The organism is Spirosoma daeguense, assembly GCF_054776875.1.
In genome coordinates, this window is record NZ_BAAHBF010000002.1 from 696,758 (window position 1) to 715,447 (window position 18,690).

Annotated in this window: 16 protein-coding genes; 6 read left to right on the forward strand and 10 right to left on the reverse strand. The window is 46.6% G+C overall.

The annotated features are described in order from the left end of the window. Positions 1-94: 94 nt before the first annotated feature. Positions 95-847, forward strand: a complete 753-nt coding sequence (gene cobA / locus ACYVD4_RS07685; protein ID WP_460944082.1) for a uroporphyrinogen-III C-methyltransferase — start codon at positions 95-97, stop codon at positions 845-847. A gap of 12 nt (positions 848-859) precedes the next feature. Here cobA and hisS read toward each other — a convergent pair whose 3' ends face one another. Then, positions 860-2,224 carry a histidine--tRNA ligase gene (hisS, locus tag ACYVD4_RS07690; RefSeq protein ID WP_460944084.1) on the reverse strand — a complete coding sequence of 455 codons (1,365 nt, stop codon included), beginning with the start codon at positions 2,222-2,224 and terminating at the stop codon, positions 860-862. Between the two features lie 113 nt (positions 2,225-2,337). Between hisS and ACYVD4_RS07695 the strand changes: the two genes are divergently transcribed. Further along, positions 2,338-2,490, forward strand: coding sequence for a hypothetical protein (locus ACYVD4_RS07695; RefSeq protein ID WP_460944086.1), 153 nt, complete (start codon positions 2,338-2,340; stop codon positions 2,488-2,490). Between the two features lie 30 nt (positions 2,491-2,520). On the opposite strand, the gene ACYVD4_RS07700 is transcribed toward ACYVD4_RS07695, so the two are convergent. The 9 genes from ACYVD4_RS07700 to ACYVD4_RS07740 all read right to left on the reverse strand — a co-directional run bounded on the left by ACYVD4_RS07700 (position 2,521) and on the right by ACYVD4_RS07740 (position 12,828). Continuing rightward, positions 2,521-2,871 carry a hypothetical protein gene (locus ACYVD4_RS07700; RefSeq protein ID WP_460944088.1) on the reverse strand — a complete coding sequence of 117 codons (351 nt, stop codon included), beginning with the start codon at positions 2,869-2,871 and terminating at the stop codon, positions 2,521-2,523. 197 nt (positions 2,872-3,068) lie between these two features. Further along, positions 3,069-4,079: a glycosyltransferase family 2 protein gene (locus ACYVD4_RS07705; protein WP_460944090.1), complete on the reverse strand. Its 1,011-nt coding sequence runs from the start codon at positions 4,077-4,079 to the stop codon at positions 3,069-3,071. Then, positions 4,076-4,720, reverse strand: a complete 645-nt coding sequence (locus tag ACYVD4_RS07710; RefSeq protein ID WP_460944092.1) for an HAD family hydrolase — start codon at positions 4,718-4,720, stop codon at positions 4,076-4,078. Before ACYVD4_RS07710 ends, ACYVD4_RS07705 begins: the two co-directional genes overlap by 4 nt. Further along, entirely contained in the window at positions 4,717-6,009 is a 1,293-nt protein-coding gene (hemL, locus tag ACYVD4_RS07715; RefSeq protein WP_460944094.1) for a glutamate-1-semialdehyde 2,1-aminomutase, read from the reverse strand. The genes ACYVD4_RS07710 and hemL overlap by 4 nt, the downstream gene beginning before the upstream one ends. 91 nt (positions 6,010-6,100) lie before the next feature. Beyond that, the gene (locus ACYVD4_RS07720) at positions 6,101-7,894 is read right to left on the reverse strand and encodes a tetratricopeptide repeat protein (protein ID WP_460944096.1); all 1,794 of its coding nucleotides are present in this window, start codon (positions 7,892-7,894) and stop codon (positions 6,101-6,103) included. 82 nt (positions 7,895-7,976) lie between these two features. Then, positions 7,977-9,830 (reverse strand): membrane protein insertase YidC, encoded by a 1,854-nt coding sequence (gene yidC, locus ACYVD4_RS07725; RefSeq protein WP_460944098.1) that lies wholly within the window; start codon positions 9,828-9,830, stop codon positions 7,977-7,979. Between the two features lie 127 nt (positions 9,831-9,957). Further along, the gene (locus ACYVD4_RS07730; protein WP_460944100.1) at positions 9,958-11,655 is read right to left on the reverse strand and encodes a CTP synthase; all 1,698 of its coding nucleotides are present in this window, start codon (positions 11,653-11,655) and stop codon (positions 9,958-9,960) included. Between the two features lie 208 nt (positions 11,656-11,863). Continuing rightward, on the reverse strand, positions 11,864-12,190 hold the full coding sequence (locus ACYVD4_RS07735) for a hypothetical protein (protein ID WP_460944102.1): 327 nt from the start codon (positions 12,188-12,190) through the stop codon (positions 11,864-11,866). Between the two features lie 56 nt (positions 12,191-12,246). Continuing rightward, positions 12,247-12,828 carry a DUF4142 domain-containing protein gene (locus tag ACYVD4_RS07740; RefSeq protein WP_460944104.1) on the reverse strand — a complete coding sequence of 194 codons (582 nt, stop codon included), beginning with the start codon at positions 12,826-12,828 and terminating at the stop codon, positions 12,247-12,249. A 128-nt stretch (positions 12,829-12,956) separates the two neighbouring features. On the opposite strand from ACYVD4_RS07740, the gene parS reads away from it, so the two are divergent. From parS to ACYVD4_RS07760, 4 genes are all read left to right on the forward strand, one after another. After that, entirely contained in the window at positions 12,957-13,340 is a 384-nt protein-coding gene (gene parS, locus ACYVD4_RS07745) for a type II RES/Xre toxin-antitoxin system antitoxin (protein WP_460944106.1), read from the forward strand. A 68-nt stretch (positions 13,341-13,408) separates the two neighbouring features. Next, complete coding sequence (locus tag ACYVD4_RS07750) at positions 13,409-13,858, forward strand: RES family NAD+ phosphorylase (protein ID WP_460944108.1); 450 nt, start codon at positions 13,409-13,411, stop codon at positions 13,856-13,858. A gap of 290 nt (positions 13,859-14,148) precedes the next feature. Then, a complete protein-coding gene (gene gyrA / locus ACYVD4_RS07755; protein WP_460944110.1) occupies positions 14,149-16,668 on the forward strand; it encodes a DNA gyrase subunit A in 2,520 nt (839 codons plus the stop codon). Between the two features lie 155 nt (positions 16,669-16,823). Continuing rightward, complete coding sequence (locus tag ACYVD4_RS07760) at positions 16,824-18,269, forward strand: tetratricopeptide repeat protein (protein ID WP_460944112.1); 1,446 nt, start codon at positions 16,824-16,826, stop codon at positions 18,267-18,269. The last annotated feature ends 421 nt before the right edge of the window (positions 18,270-18,690 follow it).

The window sequence follows — 18,690 nt, forward strand, 5'->3', positions numbered from 1 at the left end:
ATCAAAGAGTGAAAGAGCGAAGGAGTGAATTCAGAATTAATCGTTCGTCTGATAGACACACTCTTTCGCTCTTTCACTCTTTCACTCTTTGATTATGAAACTTACTCTCGTAGGGGCGGGGCCCGGAGATCCCGACCTGATAACGGTTAAAGGAATTCGTGCGTTGCAACAGGCCGATGTGGTTATGTATGATGCACTCGTACACCCTGATTTACTGGAATATTGTCGGCCTGATACGTTAAAAGTCTATGTGGGCAAACGTCGGGGAGCGTATTCCTGTATGCAGGAAGATATAAACCCCCTCATTGTTCATTATGCGCAACAATACGGACACGTAGTGCGACTGAAAGGGGGCGATTCGTTCGTATTTGGTCGGGGGTACGAAGAAATTGACTATGCTCGGCAACATGGCATCGAGACCAACGTAGTGCCCGGACTATCAAGTAGTTATGCTGTGCCAGCTTCAGCTAATATTCCGCTTACGACGCGGGGTATTTCAGAAAGTTTCTGGGTCGTAACCGGAACTACGAAAGCGGGACAGTTTTCAAATGATCTTCAATTGGCAGCTCAGTCGTCGGCTACAGTAGTGGTGTTGATGGGTATGCACAAGCTGTCCCAGATCATGGCTGTTTTTACCGATTCTGGGAAAAGCGAAACCCCGGTTGCTATTATTCAGAATGGTACGTTGCCTGAACAACGTATTATAGTAGGGCGCGTGAATTCTATTGTTGAACTGGCATCAGCACAGGGAATCGACAATCCCGCCATTATTGTCGTGGGCGACGTAGCGGCTCTGGCCGATCCGGAGCAACAAGCGGCTTTACTTGCGCTGGAAGCCAGAGCCTGATACGTAGAATAACTAAAGAGTTACATTGACGAAGGCCGGTATTTCATCGGCCTTTATTTTTTGCTGCTCACCTGTTACCATATTTTTTACCGACAGCAAACCAGTTTGCACTTCTTCGGAGCCGATCAACACCACGAACGGAATTGCCTTTGCATTGGCGTAGTCGAGCATTTTCTTGACTTTCGCCAGATCAGGGTACATTTCAGCCCTAATGGTAGCAGTCCGTAATTGACTTAACAAGGGCAACGCCACTGCGCGGGCCTCAGCGTCGAATGGGATAAGCAGTACCTGAGTTCCCTGACCAGCACCAGCCGGAAACAGATCTAACTCGTCCATGACGTCGTAAATCCGGTCGACTCCAAACGAAATACCAACGCCGGATAAACCAGGCATACCAAAGGCGCCTGTCAGGTTGTCATAGCGACCACCGCCACTGACACTGCCAATACTGACTCCATTAGCTTTCACTTCAAAAATGGCGCCGGTATAATAGGAGAGCCCCCTTGCCAGCGTTGGGTCGAATTGAACACGTGAATCAGTATCTGCGAGACCATATTGTCTAACTAATCGATACATTTCATTCAATTCTTCAATACCACGTTGGGCTGTATCTGATGAATTGAGCCACTCATTCAACTGAGCCCGACCAGTTTCTACGTCGAATAAAGGTTTTAATTTGGTAAGTGCATTTTCTGAGAAGCCACGTTCTCGTAATTCATCCAATACCTTATCTTTTCCAATCTTATCAACTTTATCAATTGCTACGCTCAGAGGTCCCTCTTGGCCTGGCATACCGATGACTTCGGCAATGCCTGCGAGAATTTTTCGATTATTGACCTTCAGCGTAAAATCCTGAATGCCCAGATTACGGAAAACTTCGTGAATCATCAACACAATTTCAGCTTCACACAATAATGAGTCGGTGCCTACTACGTCGGCATCGCACTGATAAAATTCCCGATAACGACCCTTCTGCGGTCGGTCAGCGCGCCAGACTGGTTGCATTTGGTAGCGTTTAAAAGGCATGATCAGCGCATTCCGGTTCATCACCACGTAACGGGCAAAAGGTACTGTGAGATCGTATCGGAGGCCTTTTTCAGAAATTTTAGGGGTTAGCTTTTTAGAGCCAGTAGCAAGGTCTAACTCTGTGAGGTTGGCAGCGTAATCGCCGGAGTTCAGAATTTTAAACAGAAGCTGATCGCCTTCGTCACCATACTTACCGGTTAGAGTGGTAAGGTTTTCCATCGACGGTGTTTCGAGGGGCTGGAAACCAAATCGCTGGAAGGTCTGGCGGATGGTATCGAAAATAAAGAGCCGTTTGCGCATTTGCTCTGGCCCGAAATCACGGGTGCCTTTCGGCAAACTTGGTTTTTGCATAACGCAAAATTACAAACCTGACAAGAAAAAGACGGTAATAACCTTTACTTTGTCGTAAAAAAACGATACTTTTGCGATCCAAATTCGAATCGATACGTTAAAAAGATATACTCATGGCAGTAACAGAATTAAAACGCAAAGCTCGTCGGAACCGGGCAATCGCTAACAACAAAACCGCTGCAATCAAGCAATTGCTTCGCAAACCAACCATCAAGAATGTTGATGTTGAAGCTATCAAGGCTTCGTTTTCTGAAAAGAAGGCGTAGTTGATCGCAACTTTTGAGCTATTATGTTGTTTAAGCCTCTCCTTTGGGTGAGGCTTTTCGTTTTTGGAGCATCCGCTGCCAGTTCCGCTCCCGTTTTTTTAACTCCCGACGTACAAATCGACGGTAATCCAACTGCACCCGATACCGAACTGCCTGACCAAACAACAATAAACCGCCATTTACCAGAATAAGGCTGTAAACTCCCCATAAAAACCATTGACGAAATGGAGCACCTGTATGTCGGATATAGACCGCTTCATTTAAAACCCACAAGCCCACGCTAAAAACAAGCAATCCCAATGGGGCAATAATTAACCCTTTGGTGCGGGTACTCATACGTTTTACTAATCGTTGACCGGGAGGTTTTGCAAGCTTGGCCATATGGTTTTTCGAAGGCAATGGGTTAATCTACAAACATAACGTAAACGCTGTTTATTTCGTTAACAATTCTGCCTTCCCAAGCTGCTTATGTGTAAACAGATGGTCAATAAAAATACGATATATAATGTAATTTGTTGATTATCTTATATTTGTTGTTTTTAAATTTCCATTGCCAAAAAATAAATATAGCGTAACGTTCACGATGGGTATTCGATGGATGCGCCTGTTTCCCGAAAATCTTTTGGCTCTCTAATTCGTTTCCATCCTTCCATTATAAACCCGACTCCATAGCCAGTCAATTGAACGAATGCGGCTATTACGCTTAGCAAGCCAACGTTCAGGCTTTTCTCCTTGCGGGTCGCATTGATCAGAATCAGGATTGAAAACAGAAGGAGTACCCCGATGGCTAATGCAAAAAGCATTGGATGAATCAGGGCTGCAATCGGTACGGAAAAAACGAAGAGGGTGAACAGAGCCGGGAACGTATGAACGAGTTTAAGTTCAGAAGGATAATACCGCGAAATGTTGATTCGTGCCCGGCCAAAAAAACGTAACTGCCTGAAAAACTGACCAAAATCGGTTCGGCGTTTGTGGTAAATGAAGGCGTCAGGAATAAGCCCGGTCCGGAAACCGCTTTCGATAATGCGGATGGCGAACTCAATGTCCTCACCCATGCGACTGAGTTTGTAACCGCGTGTGGCTTCCCATACCTGACGGGAAAGACCCATATTAAAACTGCGTGGATGGAACGTACCGCCCAGATTTTTTTTGCTGCCCCGAATTCCCCCCGTCGTAAATGGCGACGTCATGGAATAACTAATCGCTTTTTGTACGGGAGTAAAATCAGGATGGGCAGCATCGGGTCCACCATATGCATCTAACTTATCCACTTTCAGCCGTTCGTTAACGGCGGCAAAATAATGAGCGGGGATGAGTGCATCCGAATCGAAGATGACAAAGTAATCGCCTTTTGCTCGTTCAAAGCCGTAATTGCGGGTAAATCCCTGGCCGGAGTTTTCCTTATAAAAATACCGAATGTTCAGTTGGTTACCGAAGCTTTCCACTATGTGGTCGGATTTGTTCCGGGAGCCGTCTTCAATCACCAGCACTTCAAACTGTTTATACGTTTGATTCGTGAGGGTTTGCAGTAATTCCCGAAGTTCGTCCGGGCGATTGTAAACGGGGATTATGACCGAGAAGTACGTCATTTCAGGTGGTTGATTAACCAGTTTCGAAACGAATTTACGGATTCAAATAGCGCATCGGGTTTTAATTCGGCCAACACATCGGGTTCGGCGGTGCTGGCCCAGGCAGCGGCTGCAATGGGCACGCCGGCCTGTCGACAGGCTTTGATATCGCTAGGGGCATCGCCCACGTATAAAACTTCATCAGGACGTAATCCCCAGTCGGTCATGATTCGGTTAATGTTCCCCGTTTTGCTGTTGGTCGAAAAATCGCCATACCCGAATGCACTAAAGTAAGGAGCTAACTGGTAAAACGATAACGATAGGGTTGCACTTAGTTCACTTTTGCCGGTTACCAGTGCCAGACGAACCTTACGAGCCTGTAGTTCATCGAGTAACGAGAGAATGCCGGGGAATAAATCTGGGTACTCGCTATGATATTGCTCGTAATACGTCATATACGCGTTAACTCCCTCGTCGTAGGCATGGGGAATCAACGCTTTAATCGTACCCTGTTCGGCTGGGCCGAACGTAGCAATAATTTCCGCATCGCTAACTGAGCGACCTAAACGCGGTTCGATGGCTTCCCGAAAGGCACGGATACACAAAGGCAACGTATCGGCCAGGGTTCCATCGAAATCGAAAATGACCGCTTTTACCCTCATACTGTGGCCAGTGCTTCTACTATACTTTCTTCATTAGCCTGAATAACCTGCTCAACCAAGGAATCAGTCAGAGCGGTGGACAGGAACAGGCTTTCGAACTGAGACGGAGCCAGATAAACCCCACGTTTCAGCATAGCATGAAAATAACGCCCAAATAGCTGTAAATCACAGGTTTTTGCTTCCGAAAAATTGGTTACCGGCTGATCTGTCATGAACAGCGTATACATCGAGCCAATCTGATTGATGGTGTAAGTCAGACCAAGCTTGTCGAACGTAGCGCGGAAGCCTGCCGTCAATTTAGCTCCGGTTGTTTCTAACTGGGTATACACTTCTGGATGTGCATCCAGATAACGTAGCATAGCCATACCGGCCGACATGGCAATTGGATTTCCCGACAATGTACCGGCCTGATAAACAGGTCCTGCGGGCGATACCTGGTTCATGATATCGGCCCGACCACCGTAAGCACCAACAGGCATTCCTCCACCGATGATTTTACCCATAGTGGTCAAATCGGGCTGAATACCAAACAGTTCCTGCGCACCACCTTTTGCTAACCGGAAGCCTGTCATCACTTCGTCGAAGACCAGGACGGCACCGTTTTTATTACAGAGTGAACGGATACCCTCCAGAAAACCCGGCTCTGGTAAAACACAGCCCATGTTGCCAACCACAGGTTCGAGAATTACGGCGGCTACCTGATTGTGGTTATTATCGAACAGCAGTTCAACCGCAGCCAGGTCATTGAAGGGGGCTGTTAACGTGTCGGCAGCAGTAGCTTTGGTTACACCGGGGCTGTCGGGTACACCCATTGTAACAGCTCCACTACCGGCTGCAATTAAGAACGAATCGCCGTGGCCATGATAACAGCCCTCAAATTTGATGAGCTTGTCCCGACCTGTGAATCCACGGGCAACCCGAATCGCAGCCATTGTGGCTTCGGTACCGGAATTAACCATACGCACTTTCTCGACCGATGGCACCATCGACGTAATCAGTTCCGCCATTTCCACTTCCTTGCGGGTAGGTGCTCCAAATGAAAACGAATGTTGAATGGCATCTCGAACGGCTTTTTCAACCGGTTCGAATGCATGCCCCAGAATCATGGGCCCCCAAGAGTTAATCAGTTCGATATACTGGCGACCGTCTTCATCGTAGAGATAAGGCCCTTTTGCCGATTTAATAAAAAGGGGAGAACCTCCCACTGCCCGGAAAGCCCGCACCGGCGAATTAACGCCACCCGGAATCACGGTTTTGGCCTGTTCAAATAATTGTTCGCTCGTGGTCATGTTTTTGAAAGAGCGAAAGAATGCAAGAGCAGAAGAGTGAACCAGCTTATGCAAGCTTTTTAGTCAGTCACTCAATCACTCAATCACTCAATCACTCATTAATTTTCTCCAGCCGTCCTTCGTTGAATTTTACGATTGGGACAATCTGATTGTCGTTTGTTTGTGTATAATCGAAGCCTGAGAGCAGGTAATCGTCGGTTTCGGAACGTAGCGAACTACGATTACGTAACGAACTTCCGTTCTTGGTTAACTGACGACCGAAGAATAACATCATATCGTAACCCTGACTCGCAAAAACCGATGGGATTGTATTCCGTTTTGCTACGTATTGTTCCTGAAACGTAACGACAGGCTCTCGGGTAGTGTCGGTAAAATCAGGATAGAGTAAATAAAGGGGGCGCTTGGTGAACGTAGCACTAGTATTGCTATACAGATCAAAGGCCGTAGCTGTTGCCATAACAGGCGCATTGACTTTTCGGCGGGTGAGTGCGTCGAGTAGGCGTGGCCCATCTTCTTCATTGCTGCTGGCGAAGAAAATATGACCCAGTGAAACGGGAGCGATCTGCGAAACGCTGGCCGCTCGGGGAGTATTTCCCGTTACCAGCATCGCATCGGCCATTGTCTGAGCGGCCCCCTGGATTTTCCGGAAATCAACGACCTGATAATTCTGACGTACCAGTTCATGTTGATAAGCCAGTGCCAGAAGTGAATCTTTACGGGCTGTTCCGAAATAGACTGCTACTCGCTTCGCGATTGGGTCATTGGGCGATTTTCCTTCCGATCGCATTAGGTTTGTTACCTGTTCCACAGCTTTTAGTGCCTGTTGGTTTAGCGAGGGCTGGGCCAGAAACGCCATTGGCTGATTGACAACCAATTCGCTATTAGTCGCTATAGGATTCAGTAACAGGATGTTATTCTGATTGGCGTAAGCCGATGCAATTCGGTTCGGCTCAACGTAGAGGGGGCCAATCATCAGATCGGTCTGGGCAAAGGCTGGGCTATTGACTAGTTCCAGGGTTTTATTCGCATCATTCTCAATGTCGTAGGCGAACAGATTAATGGTAATTCCTTCTTCCTGTAACTTGGCTTTGGCCATTTTTATTCCATTGTACAGGTCGTATACGTATTGATTGGAACGATTTCGTTTGCTGGCACTAAACTCATCGAGCCGGAACGGAAGCAACAACGCTACGTTATAATAGCCTTTAGCTCGTGTAGGGCGACCCGAAGAAGGAGTAGTTGTTGCCGACGGAGTAGCTACTGCCGATGGATTGGGCCGGTTGACGGGAGGAACACCAAACCGATTGGTGAGTCGGTCGGAGAGTTCCAGATCGTCTTTATCCGTAGCGGTTTGCTGGATTACATCAATGAGTGTGAGCCCCACAGCCCGATCATCCGGATAGGATTTATTGAGTTGCTTGAGCCGTTTTAAATCGGCAATCCGAGGAATGAATGCCTGCTCAAGCCGAGTAGCTTCTATGCGAATTTTGGCGTCGGTGATGGGTTGAATGGCTGCGAGTGCATCTTCATACCGGCCTGTTTCCATATCGACTGCCGCGAGCAGGTATTGCGCATCGTCTGTTTTCGCCCAGTCGGGAAAGCGCGTCAGCAATTGTTTTAGTATTGCCTGTGCCTGCGGAAAGTTTTTCTGCCGATAAGCCGCTAGGGCGTAGTAGTAATGGGCGTATGGTACAAGAACTCCATCGCGCTGCATCAGCGTATTAAATTCGCTTTTGGCCCGGTCATAGTCTCCAGTACGTACTAATTGTACGGCGGCTTGATAGCGTTTTTGACTTTCGGGTGAAGGCTGGGCGTTGGTAATCTGTGCGCTTAATAAAGCAGGTAGAAAACCCAGAAATAGCCAACCTCGCTTACTACGGCTCATGGTTCGTTCAGTTTACTATTTTCCGTTTACAGCTTTTGCATCAGCTAACTGTAAACGGAAAACAGCAAACTGAACGTTTAACTTATTTCTTTTGCCGGGCGCGCTTCTGTGCTTCTTCAGCCTGTTTACGTGCTTCGTCGGCCGCTGCTAGTTGTTTTTGCAATAACGCCTGAAATCCGCCGGGCTTCTTGCCCTCTCCAGCGGCATTTTTGCGCCGATTTTCGTCCAGCAATGCTTTGATTTTTGTCTCGTCAACAAATCGACGGATAAGTTGCTGCTGAGCAATCGTTACTACGTTCGATACAAAATAGTAGAACGTCAGACCCGCCGGATACGAGTTTAATACAAACATAAACATCAACGGGAATACGTAGCTCAGGGCTTTCATATTCACCGGCCCCGGTTGGGTAGGGGTTGTCTGATTGTTGTAATACGCATACGCAATCGACGAGATTGTCATCAGCACCGTAAACAAGCTTAGGTGGCTACCAATAAACGGAAGCGCCGGGAACGTAATAAATGCATCGTAGGTCGAGAGGTCATTTGCCCACAGGAATGTTTTCTGCCGAAGCTCAATCAGGTTCGGAAACAACATGAAGAGGGCAAACAGAATTGGCATGGTTGCCAGTACTGGTACACAACCACTCAGCGGACTAACGCCCACTTCCTGATACAGTTTCATTTGCTCTGACTGCTGCTTGGTCATATCGTCGCCTACGCGTTCTTTGATGGCTTCTATTTCGGGAGCGAGCACCCGCATTTTCGCCATACTGATATAAGATTTGTAGGTTAACGGTGTTAACAAGAGTTTTACAAAGACAACCAGAGCAATGATGAGTAACCCGTAATTCGAAATGAATTTCTCCAGCAGACTGAAAACCGGCACAAAGAAATACTTGTTAATCGGCTTCAGAATTGAGTAACCGAGGTAAACGTTCCGATCGAATTCAGGTGCTACGTCGCCCAGCAGTTGGAAATCGTTCGGGCCATAGTAGAATTTGTATTGACCTTTTCCCGCTTTTACGTCAGCCATCGGTAGCGTTACGTCGGCCACTGCCGTTTTCACTACGTTGGTATCAGCCGGATTTACCAGCGTTTTAAAGCTTGCTTTGGTTAAAGCAGCGTTTTTCGCCACAAATCCAGACAGAAAGTATTTGTGCTTAATGGTGAACCATTGTACGGGCTCTTCTACGGTAGCTTCCTGATTGCTTTCGCCTTCGCTCAATCCTTCAAAGTTTTCGTCGGCGGTAAAGTAATTCATTGTAGCCGCCCGGCGGTTGTTGGCCAGATCATTTTCGTACTGACGCATCTGGTCTTCCCAGAAAAAACGAATATCGCCGTTGCCAACACTGGTGTTGAGGCCGTTCAGTTTCAGGTCATAATCGATTACATATCCTTCGGCAGGGAGAGTATAGGTTTGTTCGACAGACTGACCGGGAGCAATTTCGGCGCGGAATGTAATTTGTTTAGCCTGTCCGTTATCGGCTGAGCTTTGGGCGGTGGTTTGGTAATAGAGTTGGTGTAAATCAACTTTACCCCGATTGGTTGGTAATTCGAGGAGGGTTTTGCTACTCTGATTATCGATTAGTACCAGCGGTTTCTGGTTAAAGGTTTTGTATTTTTTCAATACAACCTCTGTCACGCGGCCACCCTGTGTGCTAAAGGTTACTTTCAGATCGTTGTTCTCCAGAACAATGTCGCGGGCTTCGCCTGTGGCAGCGGCTGCAAAATCGCCGAACTGGGCTTTGGCAGCGGCCGAATCGAGGGGTTGCCCGGCTTTCTGAATGGCGGCCGCAGCACCGGAGGCCGTAGTCGGTTTAGTCGTCTGTGTTTGTTGAGCCGGTTCCTTTTCGGGCGCGGGTTTCGGCACCAGTAACTGGTATCCGACCAGCATCGCCAGAATCAGGACAATGCCAATGAGTTGATTACGATCCATTTAGTTTTAAGTCGTCAGCCGTCAGTTGTCAGCCAATAGTCTCTGGTGTATCGACTAAATTCAATCGATGAAAGACTATTGACTGATTTCTGGTGACTTTTTTTGCAAAATTACGCCAATCTATTGGTTAATCAACCACGTCGGCGGTTTCTACACCGGCGGTTGTCAGATTGGATGGAGTAGCTTTTTTTTTCTGACTATAGGCAAGTGCAGCCCGAACAAAGTGAACAAAGAGCGGGTGTGGATTCATTACGGTGCTCTTTAACTCCGGGTGAAACTGCACACCGACAAACCACGGATGCTGACTCTGAGCCAGTTCGACAATTTCGACTAGTCCCGTTTCCGGGTTCGTACCAGTTGGTTTGAGTCCAGCTTTTTCAAAGGCCGACAGGTAATCGTTATTAAACTCATACCGATGCCGATGCCGTTCGCTGATCTGGGTTTTTCCATAAATCTGGTGCGCCAGCGAGTCCCGTTTCAGTTTACAGGTATACGCACCCAGTCGCATGGTTCCTCCTTTGTCGGTAATGGTTTTCTGCGCTTCCATCATGCTGATGACTGGCGTAGTGGTCTGGGGCTCCATTTCGGTAGAGTGTGCATCGGCAAGACCCACTACGTGCCGGGCGTATTCGATAACGGCCATTTGCATACCCAGACAGATGCCCAGGAATGGAATACCCTGTTCACGAGCGTAGCGTACCGCATTTATTTTCCCGTCGATACCCCGTTCGCCAAAACCGGGCGCTACCAGTACGCCATCCAACTGGCTGAGTACTTCAGCGCAGTGGTGTTCGTCGACCAGCGTTTCGGACTGAATCCACTCAAGCTGAACTTTACACTCATTCGTAGCGCCAGCATGGATAAACGATTCGGCAATAGATTTGTAGGCGTCGTGCAGCTCAACGTATTTGCCAACCAAGCCAATACGTACCGTGTCACCCGGATTTTTGAGTCGGGCCAGAAAGCTTTTCCACACATCAAGATCGGCATCCTTGTCATTGTATAAATCCATCATATACAATGCCCGCTGATCGAGTCGTTCTTTTTGCATTAGTAACGGTACGTCGTAAATAGTTTCGGCATCGATAGCCTCGATGACCGAGCTGACTTGTACGTTACAGAAGAGCGCAATTTTTCGCCGGATTTCCTGCGGTAATGGATGTTCGGTACGACAAACGATAATATCAGGCTGAACCCCATTCTCCAGCAGCATCCGAACCGAGTGCTGGGTTGGCTTGGTTTTCAGCTCCCCGGCTGACTGTAAGTAAGGCACCAGAGTGAGGTGAATAACCAACGTATCGTTTTCGCCCAGTTCAAACTTTAACTGCCGAACCGCTTCTACAAACGGCAGCGATTCGATGTCGCCCACGCAGCCACCAATCTCAGTAATTACAATATCGTATTCACCGGTTTCGCCAAGCAGACGGATATTCCGCTTGATTTCGTCGGTAATATGCGGAACTACCTGCACTGTTTTACCCAGAAAATCGCCCCGGCGTTCGCGGGTGATTACGTTATTATAAATACGTCCGGTGGTGATGTTGTTCGCCTGAGAAGTCGGGCGATTGAGGAATCGCTCGTAATGCCCGAGATCGAGATCGGTTTCGGCACCGTCGTCGGTAACGTAGCATTCGCCGTGTTCGTAAGGATTGAGCGTTCCAGGGTCGATATTAATATACGGATCGAATTTTTGAATCGTTACCGTGAGCCCTCTGGATTGGAGTAATTTGGCTAAAGAAGAAGCGATGATGCCCTTGCCAAGCGATGAAGTTACTCCGCCCGTAACAAAGATGTATTTTGCGGATTTTGGTCCCGTAGCCGCCATAGATGAAACCTGATTTGGTCGTTACGGGATGTAAAGTTACGGTATGAATTGCAGAAAAGTGTGTCCAGTTGCCGGAAAAAATTAGTAAAAAATGCTAAACACCTACTGATCAACCGTATACTGTGCGCTGAGCCAGTTGCCTATTTGCCCGGTTGCTTATTGACTTAATTTTGTTTATGCACTACGTACACAATGTTACGTAGTGCTGTTAATTTAATACCTGTTTTTTTACCATATTGGCTTTGGTAGAGTCCGGTTTTGCGGGCAACTTTGGCTGTTTAGAGCCATCGGGTGAAGCAGCCCGGTTAGGCTTAGGCTGGGGTGGTACGTACATGTAGGCACGTGAAACCCCTTCGTCGGCAATTGTCATGCTGGAGGCACTTGTTTCGGCTGGGCGGGAACCTTCGGTAAGGTAGCCCGTACCGGTCGAAGCAGTTGAGCCGCCACTACGTCCGCCAGTCGTAGACTGAGCGTTGGCAGACCTACCGACGAAAAGCAAAGCGCATATACTTGCTGTTGTGAAAATGATTTTCATGGGGATGTCCTGTAAAAGTAACTCGTGCCAGATACTGACACGAGTTGACTTAAGTATTACTTCATAGTTTTATCGATAGCCGTGATACGATCCATGTGCGTTTGCAGCGTTGGTAAGGTTTTGCTTGCAAAATCTTTAACGGCCGGATTCGTTTCGTTGTCTTCAACTGCTTTTTTGAACAAATCAATATCTTCTTTGTGGTCGTCGACCATCATTTTGACATATTTTTTATCAAACTCAGCACCTGATAATTTAGCCATTTCATTCACATGCTCCTGTTCATCCTGACCGAGAGAAGAAGGAAGAGTAATGTTATGTGTGGCTGCAATGGTTTTTAGCTCATCATTCGCTTTTGAGTGATCCTTCACCATCATAGCCCCGAAATCTTTAACAGCCTGGCTGGCCGCTTTTTCCTGCGCCAACCGACCCAATTCTACTTCAAGCATTCCGCCATTAGCCGCTTTCACCGCAAATTCGTTGGTATCGTCATCCTGACCCGTGCCGGCTTCTTCTTTTGCTTCGTTCGTAGCTTCGGCGTTTTCTACGCTATCGGTATTACTTTCTTCCTTTTTTGTGCTGCATGCCTGAAAACTTAGCGTACTGACAGCTAAAAGCAACATTAAACTTACCTTTTTCATAACGTTAGTAATTTGGTTAATTTGTCTATAGCAACAAAAAGAAGGCTCTTAGGTTTGAAGAAACGAGGGAATGGTGAACAATTGGACAAAATTCTCTGTTTGTTAGACAAAATTCCTATGTTTGCAATATGATACTCTCTAATCGAACGGCCTTGGTTTTCTCAGCTCTGAAAGGAATACCGGCCACGCGCTTTTTTGAGATTGCAGACCTTACTGGCTACAAGCGCGAACAACTTGCTGAAGTGTTTGATACGTCACTCAAGACGTTTCAGCGATATGAGCGGGAGAAGAAGAAACTGAACCCACAGGACAGTGAGAAAGTGCTTAAAATTATGGCCCTCTTTCAAGTAGGAGAGTCGGTTTTTGGTAGTGCCATGGCATTTCGTCGTTGGATGGATAAACCAGCTTATGGGCTTGGGAATCAAATTCCATTCGATCTACTGCACACATCGGGAGGGATTGACCTGGTTATTGACGAACTGATACGTATCGAATACGGTGATCTGGCTTAAAAAAGTTATACAGTGCTTTAGCATAATCAGCCACTCTCCAACCCCATATGTAACCTTAATAACCCTGAATGCTCGTTTACCGAATTACCAGAACGATATATGCTGACCGATTGGTGGCTTCTGGTGGCGCTGCCCGCTGGAATGAGCGTGGTCAGATGGTGATTTATACAGCGGCTACGCGGGCACTGGCGTGCCTGGAGAACGTAGTGCACCGAAGTGGAGAAGGCCTTTTAGCCGATTTTCGCGTAATGGTTATTGACGTACCTGATACGTTGGCTGTTGAGCAGGTTGACGTAGAAGGGATACGTCCCGACTGGTTTGATTTTCATCAGTATGATCTATGCCAGCGAATAGGAGGGGAGTGGTTGCGGATGAGCCGGACACCTGCATTAAAAGTGCCATCAGCTATAATTCCGAATGAATGGAATTACCTGCTCAACCCCGCACATCCTGATTTTCAGCAAATTCAGTTACTACGTACTGAGCCGTTTACGTTCGATCCGAGAATTAAAGAATAAGCCTGAATCTCCAGATTCAAAACTATTGAAAGTGGCAGATGATTCTGCAAAATTGCGTATACGTTTTAGTTGAAATAGAATTGTATTTCATTTAGATGATATAGCAACTAGCAAGACGCGATTTTGGCGACTGAGGGTGAAAAAATCGTCTGTATTTTAAGCCATTTTACAGCCGATTTGCGGGATTATTTCGGTATTCTCCTGAAAAATTTGTATATTTGTCTATAAAGCGTGCTACGAAGTCGATACGCGCTTTAAATAGTAATTTTTTGCGAAACTCCTTCTAACAAATGGCGGAAGAAAATCCCGACCTCGAATCTCCCAGTAACATCATTCCCATCAACATTGAGGACGAAATGCGTGGTGCCTATATCGATTATTCGATGTCGGTCATTATTTCGCGTGCGTTACCCGATGTTCGTGATGGACTGAAACCCGTTCATCGGCGGGTGTTATTCGGTATGGCCGAACTGGGCGTTAGTTACAATAAACCTCACAAGAAATCGGCCCGTATTGTGGGGGAAGTTCTGGGTAAATACCACCCGCACGGCGACTCATCGGTATACGACACCATGGTGCGTATGGCTCAGGATTGGTCGTTGCGTTACCCATTAGTTGATGGCCAGGGAAACTTTGGTTCTATTGACGGGGATTCTCCGGCTGCGATGCGGTATACCGAAGCTCGATTAAAGCGTATTGCGGAGGAATTACTGAACGATATTTATAAGGAGACGGTTGATTTTCAGCCTAACTTCGACGATTCACTCGAAGAGCCGACTGTAATGCCGGCTAAACTCCCGAACCTGTTACTGAACGGGTCATCGGGTATTGCTGTGGGAATGGCTACCAATATGGCTCCCCACAACCTGACCGAAGTGGTTAACGGAATCATCGCCTATCTCGACAACAACGATATCACGGTTGAGGAGTTGATGCAGTATGTTAAAGCGCCTGACTTCCCAACGGGTGCAACTATCTATGGGATGGAAGGGGTGAAGTCAGCTTTTGCTACTGGTCGTGGTCGTGTGGTAATGCGCGCTAACGCAACCATCGAAGAAAACCGGGGCAAAACGCAGATCATCGTGACCGACGTACCGTATATGGTTAACAAAGCGGTGATGTTGGAGAAAACTGCCGACCTGATCAATGAAAAGAAAATCGAAGGAATTACAGCTTTTCGGGATGAATCAGATCGGGATGGATTGCGCGTCGTATATGACCTCCGTAAGGATGCCATTGCGAACGTAGTACTCAACAACCTTTATAAGCACACCGCTCTGCAGTCGTCTTTTAGTATAAACAACGTAGCGCTGGTGAAAGGGCGTCCGATGTTGTTGAATCTGAAAGATATGATGAAGTACTACGTCGAACACCGTTTCGAAGTAGTTACCCGTCGGACGCAGTATGAGTTGCGGGAAGCGGAAAAACGGGCGCATATTCTGGAAGGTCTGCTGATTGCGCTCGACAATATCGACGCGGTGATTAACCTGATTCGTTCTTCTCGTGACCCTGAGGTGGCACGAACCGGCCTGATGGAGCAGTTTGCGCTGAGCGACCTGCAGGCAAAAGCGATTCTGGAAATGCGTCTGCAACGGCTGACGGGCCTGGAACGGGATAAACTTCAGGCTGAATATGACGAACTGATGCAGGAAATTGCTGGTTTGAAAGAGATTCTGGCAAGCGAAGAACGGAAGCGGCAGGTCATTAAAGAAGAGCTTATCGATGTCCGCGCCCGCTATGGTGATGAGCGTCGGACAGCAATCAATGCCGTAGGTGATGGTAATATCAGTGATCTGTCATTGATTGCTGATGAAGATATGGTGATTACCATTTCGCATGAAGGATACATTAAACGTACGCCAACCACGGAGTATCGTTCGCAGGGACGGGGAGGAGTAGGGGCGAAAGCTGCTGGCAGCAAAGAAGAAGATTTTACAGAACATCTCTTCACGGCTACCATGCACAATACGTTACTGGCCTTTACTCAAAAAGGACGCCTGTATTGGTTACCTGTTTATGAATTACCCGAAGGGTCGCGGACTGCGAAAGGGCGACCATTAGCAAACTTTATCAATATTGAGTCCGATGATAAAGTGCGGGCGGTTATCAATGTAAAAGATCTGAAGAATGAGGACTACATCAAGAACAATTACATTGTGATGTGTACGCGGCAGGGAACGATCAAAAAGACCATGCTGGAAGCATTCTCCCGTCCGCGTCAGAATGGTATTATTGCCATTACGATCGATGAGGGTGATCAGTTGATCGGTGTCTGTATGACCAACGGTAATAATGAAATTGTGATTGCATCAAGTGCTGGTAAGGCTGTTCGCTTCAACGAAAGTCGTGTACGACCGATGGGACGTACGGCGGCTGGTGTTCGGGGAATTTCGCTGGATGAAGAAGATACAACCGACCACGTAGTAGGCATGGTTTGCATCGATTCTTCTGAAGCCCAATTATTAGTAGTTTCTGAAAAGGGGTATGGCAAACGTACCGAAATAGAAGGTTATCGGATAACGAACCGTGGCGCGAAGGGTGTTGGTACGTTGAAAGTGACCGATAAGGTAGGACGACTGGTTGCTATTCTCGACGTAGCGGATAACGATGATCTGATGATTATCAATAAATCAGGGATTGCGATCCGGACGCCGGTTAGTGAAATCAGCGTTATTGGACGTAACACACAGGGCGTTCGGCTGATAACGCTGCGCGATGGCGATGCGATATCGTCAGTGACTAAAATCCGCCAGGAAGAAGAAACCGAAACTGAGAGCCCGGCTGAACCAGAAGTTTCTATAGAGGAATAACAAAAACGTAATTCATTCTAACTAAGCTAATTGAGCCACTTGACCTGGATGGAAATTCGGGCGAGTGGCTCAAACAATTTACGGGTTATCATGCTTATACAGACAGAATCCGTAATTTCGTTTCTGATAAAGGAAAACACAACCCCATTTTACACATGAAACCAGTTTTTTTGATTCTCGTCGCATCCTGCCTGTCAGCAGGAGTGTACGCGCAACAAGGTGGTGCCACAGGAGCTGTAGATCAGGCTGCTATGGATGCCGTAAAGAAGGAAAAAGAAAAGAGTGATAAGGATATTACTGATGCAAAGGCAGGAGCCAAAGCCAGTACCTGGATGGCTCGCGCTAAAACGTATGAAAATATTGCCTCAGGTGGAAATATCAAACTAGACTCGGCGGCTGCTACTACGGCTTATGAAGCTTATAAAAAAGTAGTGGAGCTTGACAAAGATAAAAAAGGTGGCCCTGGTAAATTGGCAAAAGAAGCCGAAGAGGCATTGAAAAGTCCAACGCTTTACAATGCATTTATGCAGCAGGGGGTAGCCAAATTTCAGAATAAGAACTATGGAGATGCCTTGAAATCGCTATCGATGGCAGGCGACATTAATCCGAAAGATACACTGGCTCCGCTTTATAGTGCCATTGCTGCTCAGCAGGTAAAAGACAATGTGACTGCAAAAGCGCAATTGGAGAAATACGTAGCAGGGGGTGGTAAAGATGCAACGATTTATGGTTCTCTAGCAACGCTATACCGTGCAGACAATGAAGTGGATAAAGCATTGGCGATGCTTGATAAAGGTATTGCACTGGCACCAGGTAATAAAGATCTGTCGAACGAGAAGATCAACATCTGGCTGGCATCGAATCGGATGGATGATGCTATTGCTGGCATGAAGCAGATGGTTGAGAAAGACCCGAATAACGTACAGAATCTGGTTAACCTCTCGATCATTTATAATAACATGGCGCAGAAGTCATCGGAAGAACTTCGTAAGCTGGAAGGTGAGACGAAAAAGGGGCCTTCAGCTGATAAACAGCTTGCTGATGCGAAAGCATTACTGGAAACGTATAATGGTGAGGTAACTCGTTTGTCGGCTGCTATTAAGAAACAACCGAAGAATGTGGACTTGAAGCGTCAGCTGGCTGATGTTCAGAAAAAAGGAACAGAGCAGAAAGCAGCGATCACGAAGTTAGAAGCGGATGCAAAAGCGGCCGCTGCGAATGCATCTGCTTCTACCGATGCAACTCAAAAAGTGGCTAGTCTGAAGCAAAAAGTTGCTGAAGACAAAAAACAGGAAAAAGTCTATCTGGACAAAGCAATTGCTGTGGATGCCAATAACTATGATGCTAATTACCAGTTGGGCGTGTTTTACTATAATGAAGGCGCTGAGTTGAACAAAGAATTAGCAAGTATGGATATGAAAGAATATCAGGCAAAGGGTAAGGATGTTGAAGGTAAAGTTTGTGGTAAGTTCAAGCAAGCGTTGCCTTATTTCACAAAAGCCAAGTCGATCAAAGAAGAGGCTGAAGTGACCGAGAACCTGACAAACCTTCAAAATATTCTCAAACAGTACGAAGAGAAGAAAGTTGTTTGTGTAGAATAATATCGATAGGGTTGGCGAGAGCTAACCCTATTATTTGATTATCTTACTTAACATAATATAAATTATACAACAAATTTGAAGCTTTAAATCCGGTATAGATTTAGCGTAAAGAACAGTTATCAACATGGTTATACACACCTTATCCACGTGGAACAGTAAAGTGTTGCTTTACAGGAAGTTAGGTAGTTTTTAAGAGAAAATGGCCTTTATTTAGCCAGAAAGGCCGTTTTGTTGATTATTAAAAGTAATCCTTTAAGGAGTATATTTTGATTGTAATCTATTTGAGAGAATTTTAAAAATAGGAAAAAGTCTGAATCGATATAGTTCTTTTTATTATTGCCAACAGATAGAAACTCAGTTTTATAAGGCTCGTCAGAAATGATTAATTGTATACTTTACCTACCTGCTTCTACTGCCATTT

Excerpts from the sequence above, each read along its gene's own strand:
- cobA (WP_460944082.1), top strand. The coding sequence starts at position 95 with ATGAAACTTACTCTCGTAGGGGCGGGGCCCGGAGATCCCGACCTGATA.
- hisS (WP_460944084.1), bottom strand. The coding sequence starts at position 2,224 with ATGCAAAAACCAAGTTTGCCGAAAGGCACCCGTGATTTCGGGCCAGAG.
- ACYVD4_RS07695 (WP_460944086.1), top strand. The coding sequence starts at position 2,338 with ATGGCAGTAACAGAATTAAAACGCAAAGCTCGTCGGAACCGGGCAATC.
- ACYVD4_RS07700 (WP_460944088.1), bottom strand. The coding sequence starts at position 2,871 with ATGGCCAAGCTTGCAAAACCTCCCGGTCAACGATTAGTAAAACGTATG.
- ACYVD4_RS07705 (WP_460944090.1), bottom strand. The coding sequence starts at position 4,079 with ATGACGTACTTCTCGGTCATAATCCCCGTTTACAATCGCCCGGACGAA.
- ACYVD4_RS07710 (WP_460944092.1), bottom strand. The coding sequence starts at position 4,720 with ATGAGGGTAAAAGCGGTCATTTTCGATTTCGATGGAACCCTGGCCGAT.
- hemL (WP_460944094.1), bottom strand. The coding sequence starts at position 6,009 with ATGACCACGAGCGAACAATTATTTGAACAGGCCAAAACCGTGATTCCG.
- ACYVD4_RS07720 (WP_460944096.1), bottom strand. The coding sequence starts at position 7,894 with ATGAGCCGTAGTAAGCGAGGTTGGCTATTTCTGGGTTTTCTACCTGCT.
- yidC (WP_460944098.1), bottom strand. The coding sequence starts at position 9,830 with ATGGATCGTAATCAACTCATTGGCATTGTCCTGATTCTGGCGATGCTG.
- ACYVD4_RS07730 (WP_460944100.1), bottom strand. The coding sequence starts at position 11,655 with ATGGCGGCTACGGGACCAAAATCCGCAAAATACATCTTTGTTACGGGC.
- ACYVD4_RS07735 (WP_460944102.1), bottom strand. The coding sequence starts at position 12,190 with ATGAAAATCATTTTCACAACAGCAAGTATATGCGCTTTGCTTTTCGTC.
- ACYVD4_RS07740 (WP_460944104.1), bottom strand. The coding sequence starts at position 12,828 with ATGAAAAAGGTAAGTTTAATGTTGCTTTTAGCTGTCAGTACGCTAAGT.
- parS (WP_460944106.1), top strand. The coding sequence starts at position 12,957 with ATGATACTCTCTAATCGAACGGCCTTGGTTTTCTCAGCTCTGAAAGGA.
- ACYVD4_RS07750 (WP_460944108.1), top strand. The coding sequence starts at position 13,409 with ATGCTCGTTTACCGAATTACCAGAACGATATATGCTGACCGATTGGTG.
- gyrA (WP_460944110.1), top strand. The coding sequence starts at position 14,149 with ATGGCGGAAGAAAATCCCGACCTCGAATCTCCCAGTAACATCATTCCC.
- ACYVD4_RS07760 (WP_460944112.1), top strand. The coding sequence starts at position 16,824 with ATGAAACCAGTTTTTTTGATTCTCGTCGCATCCTGCCTGTCAGCAGGA.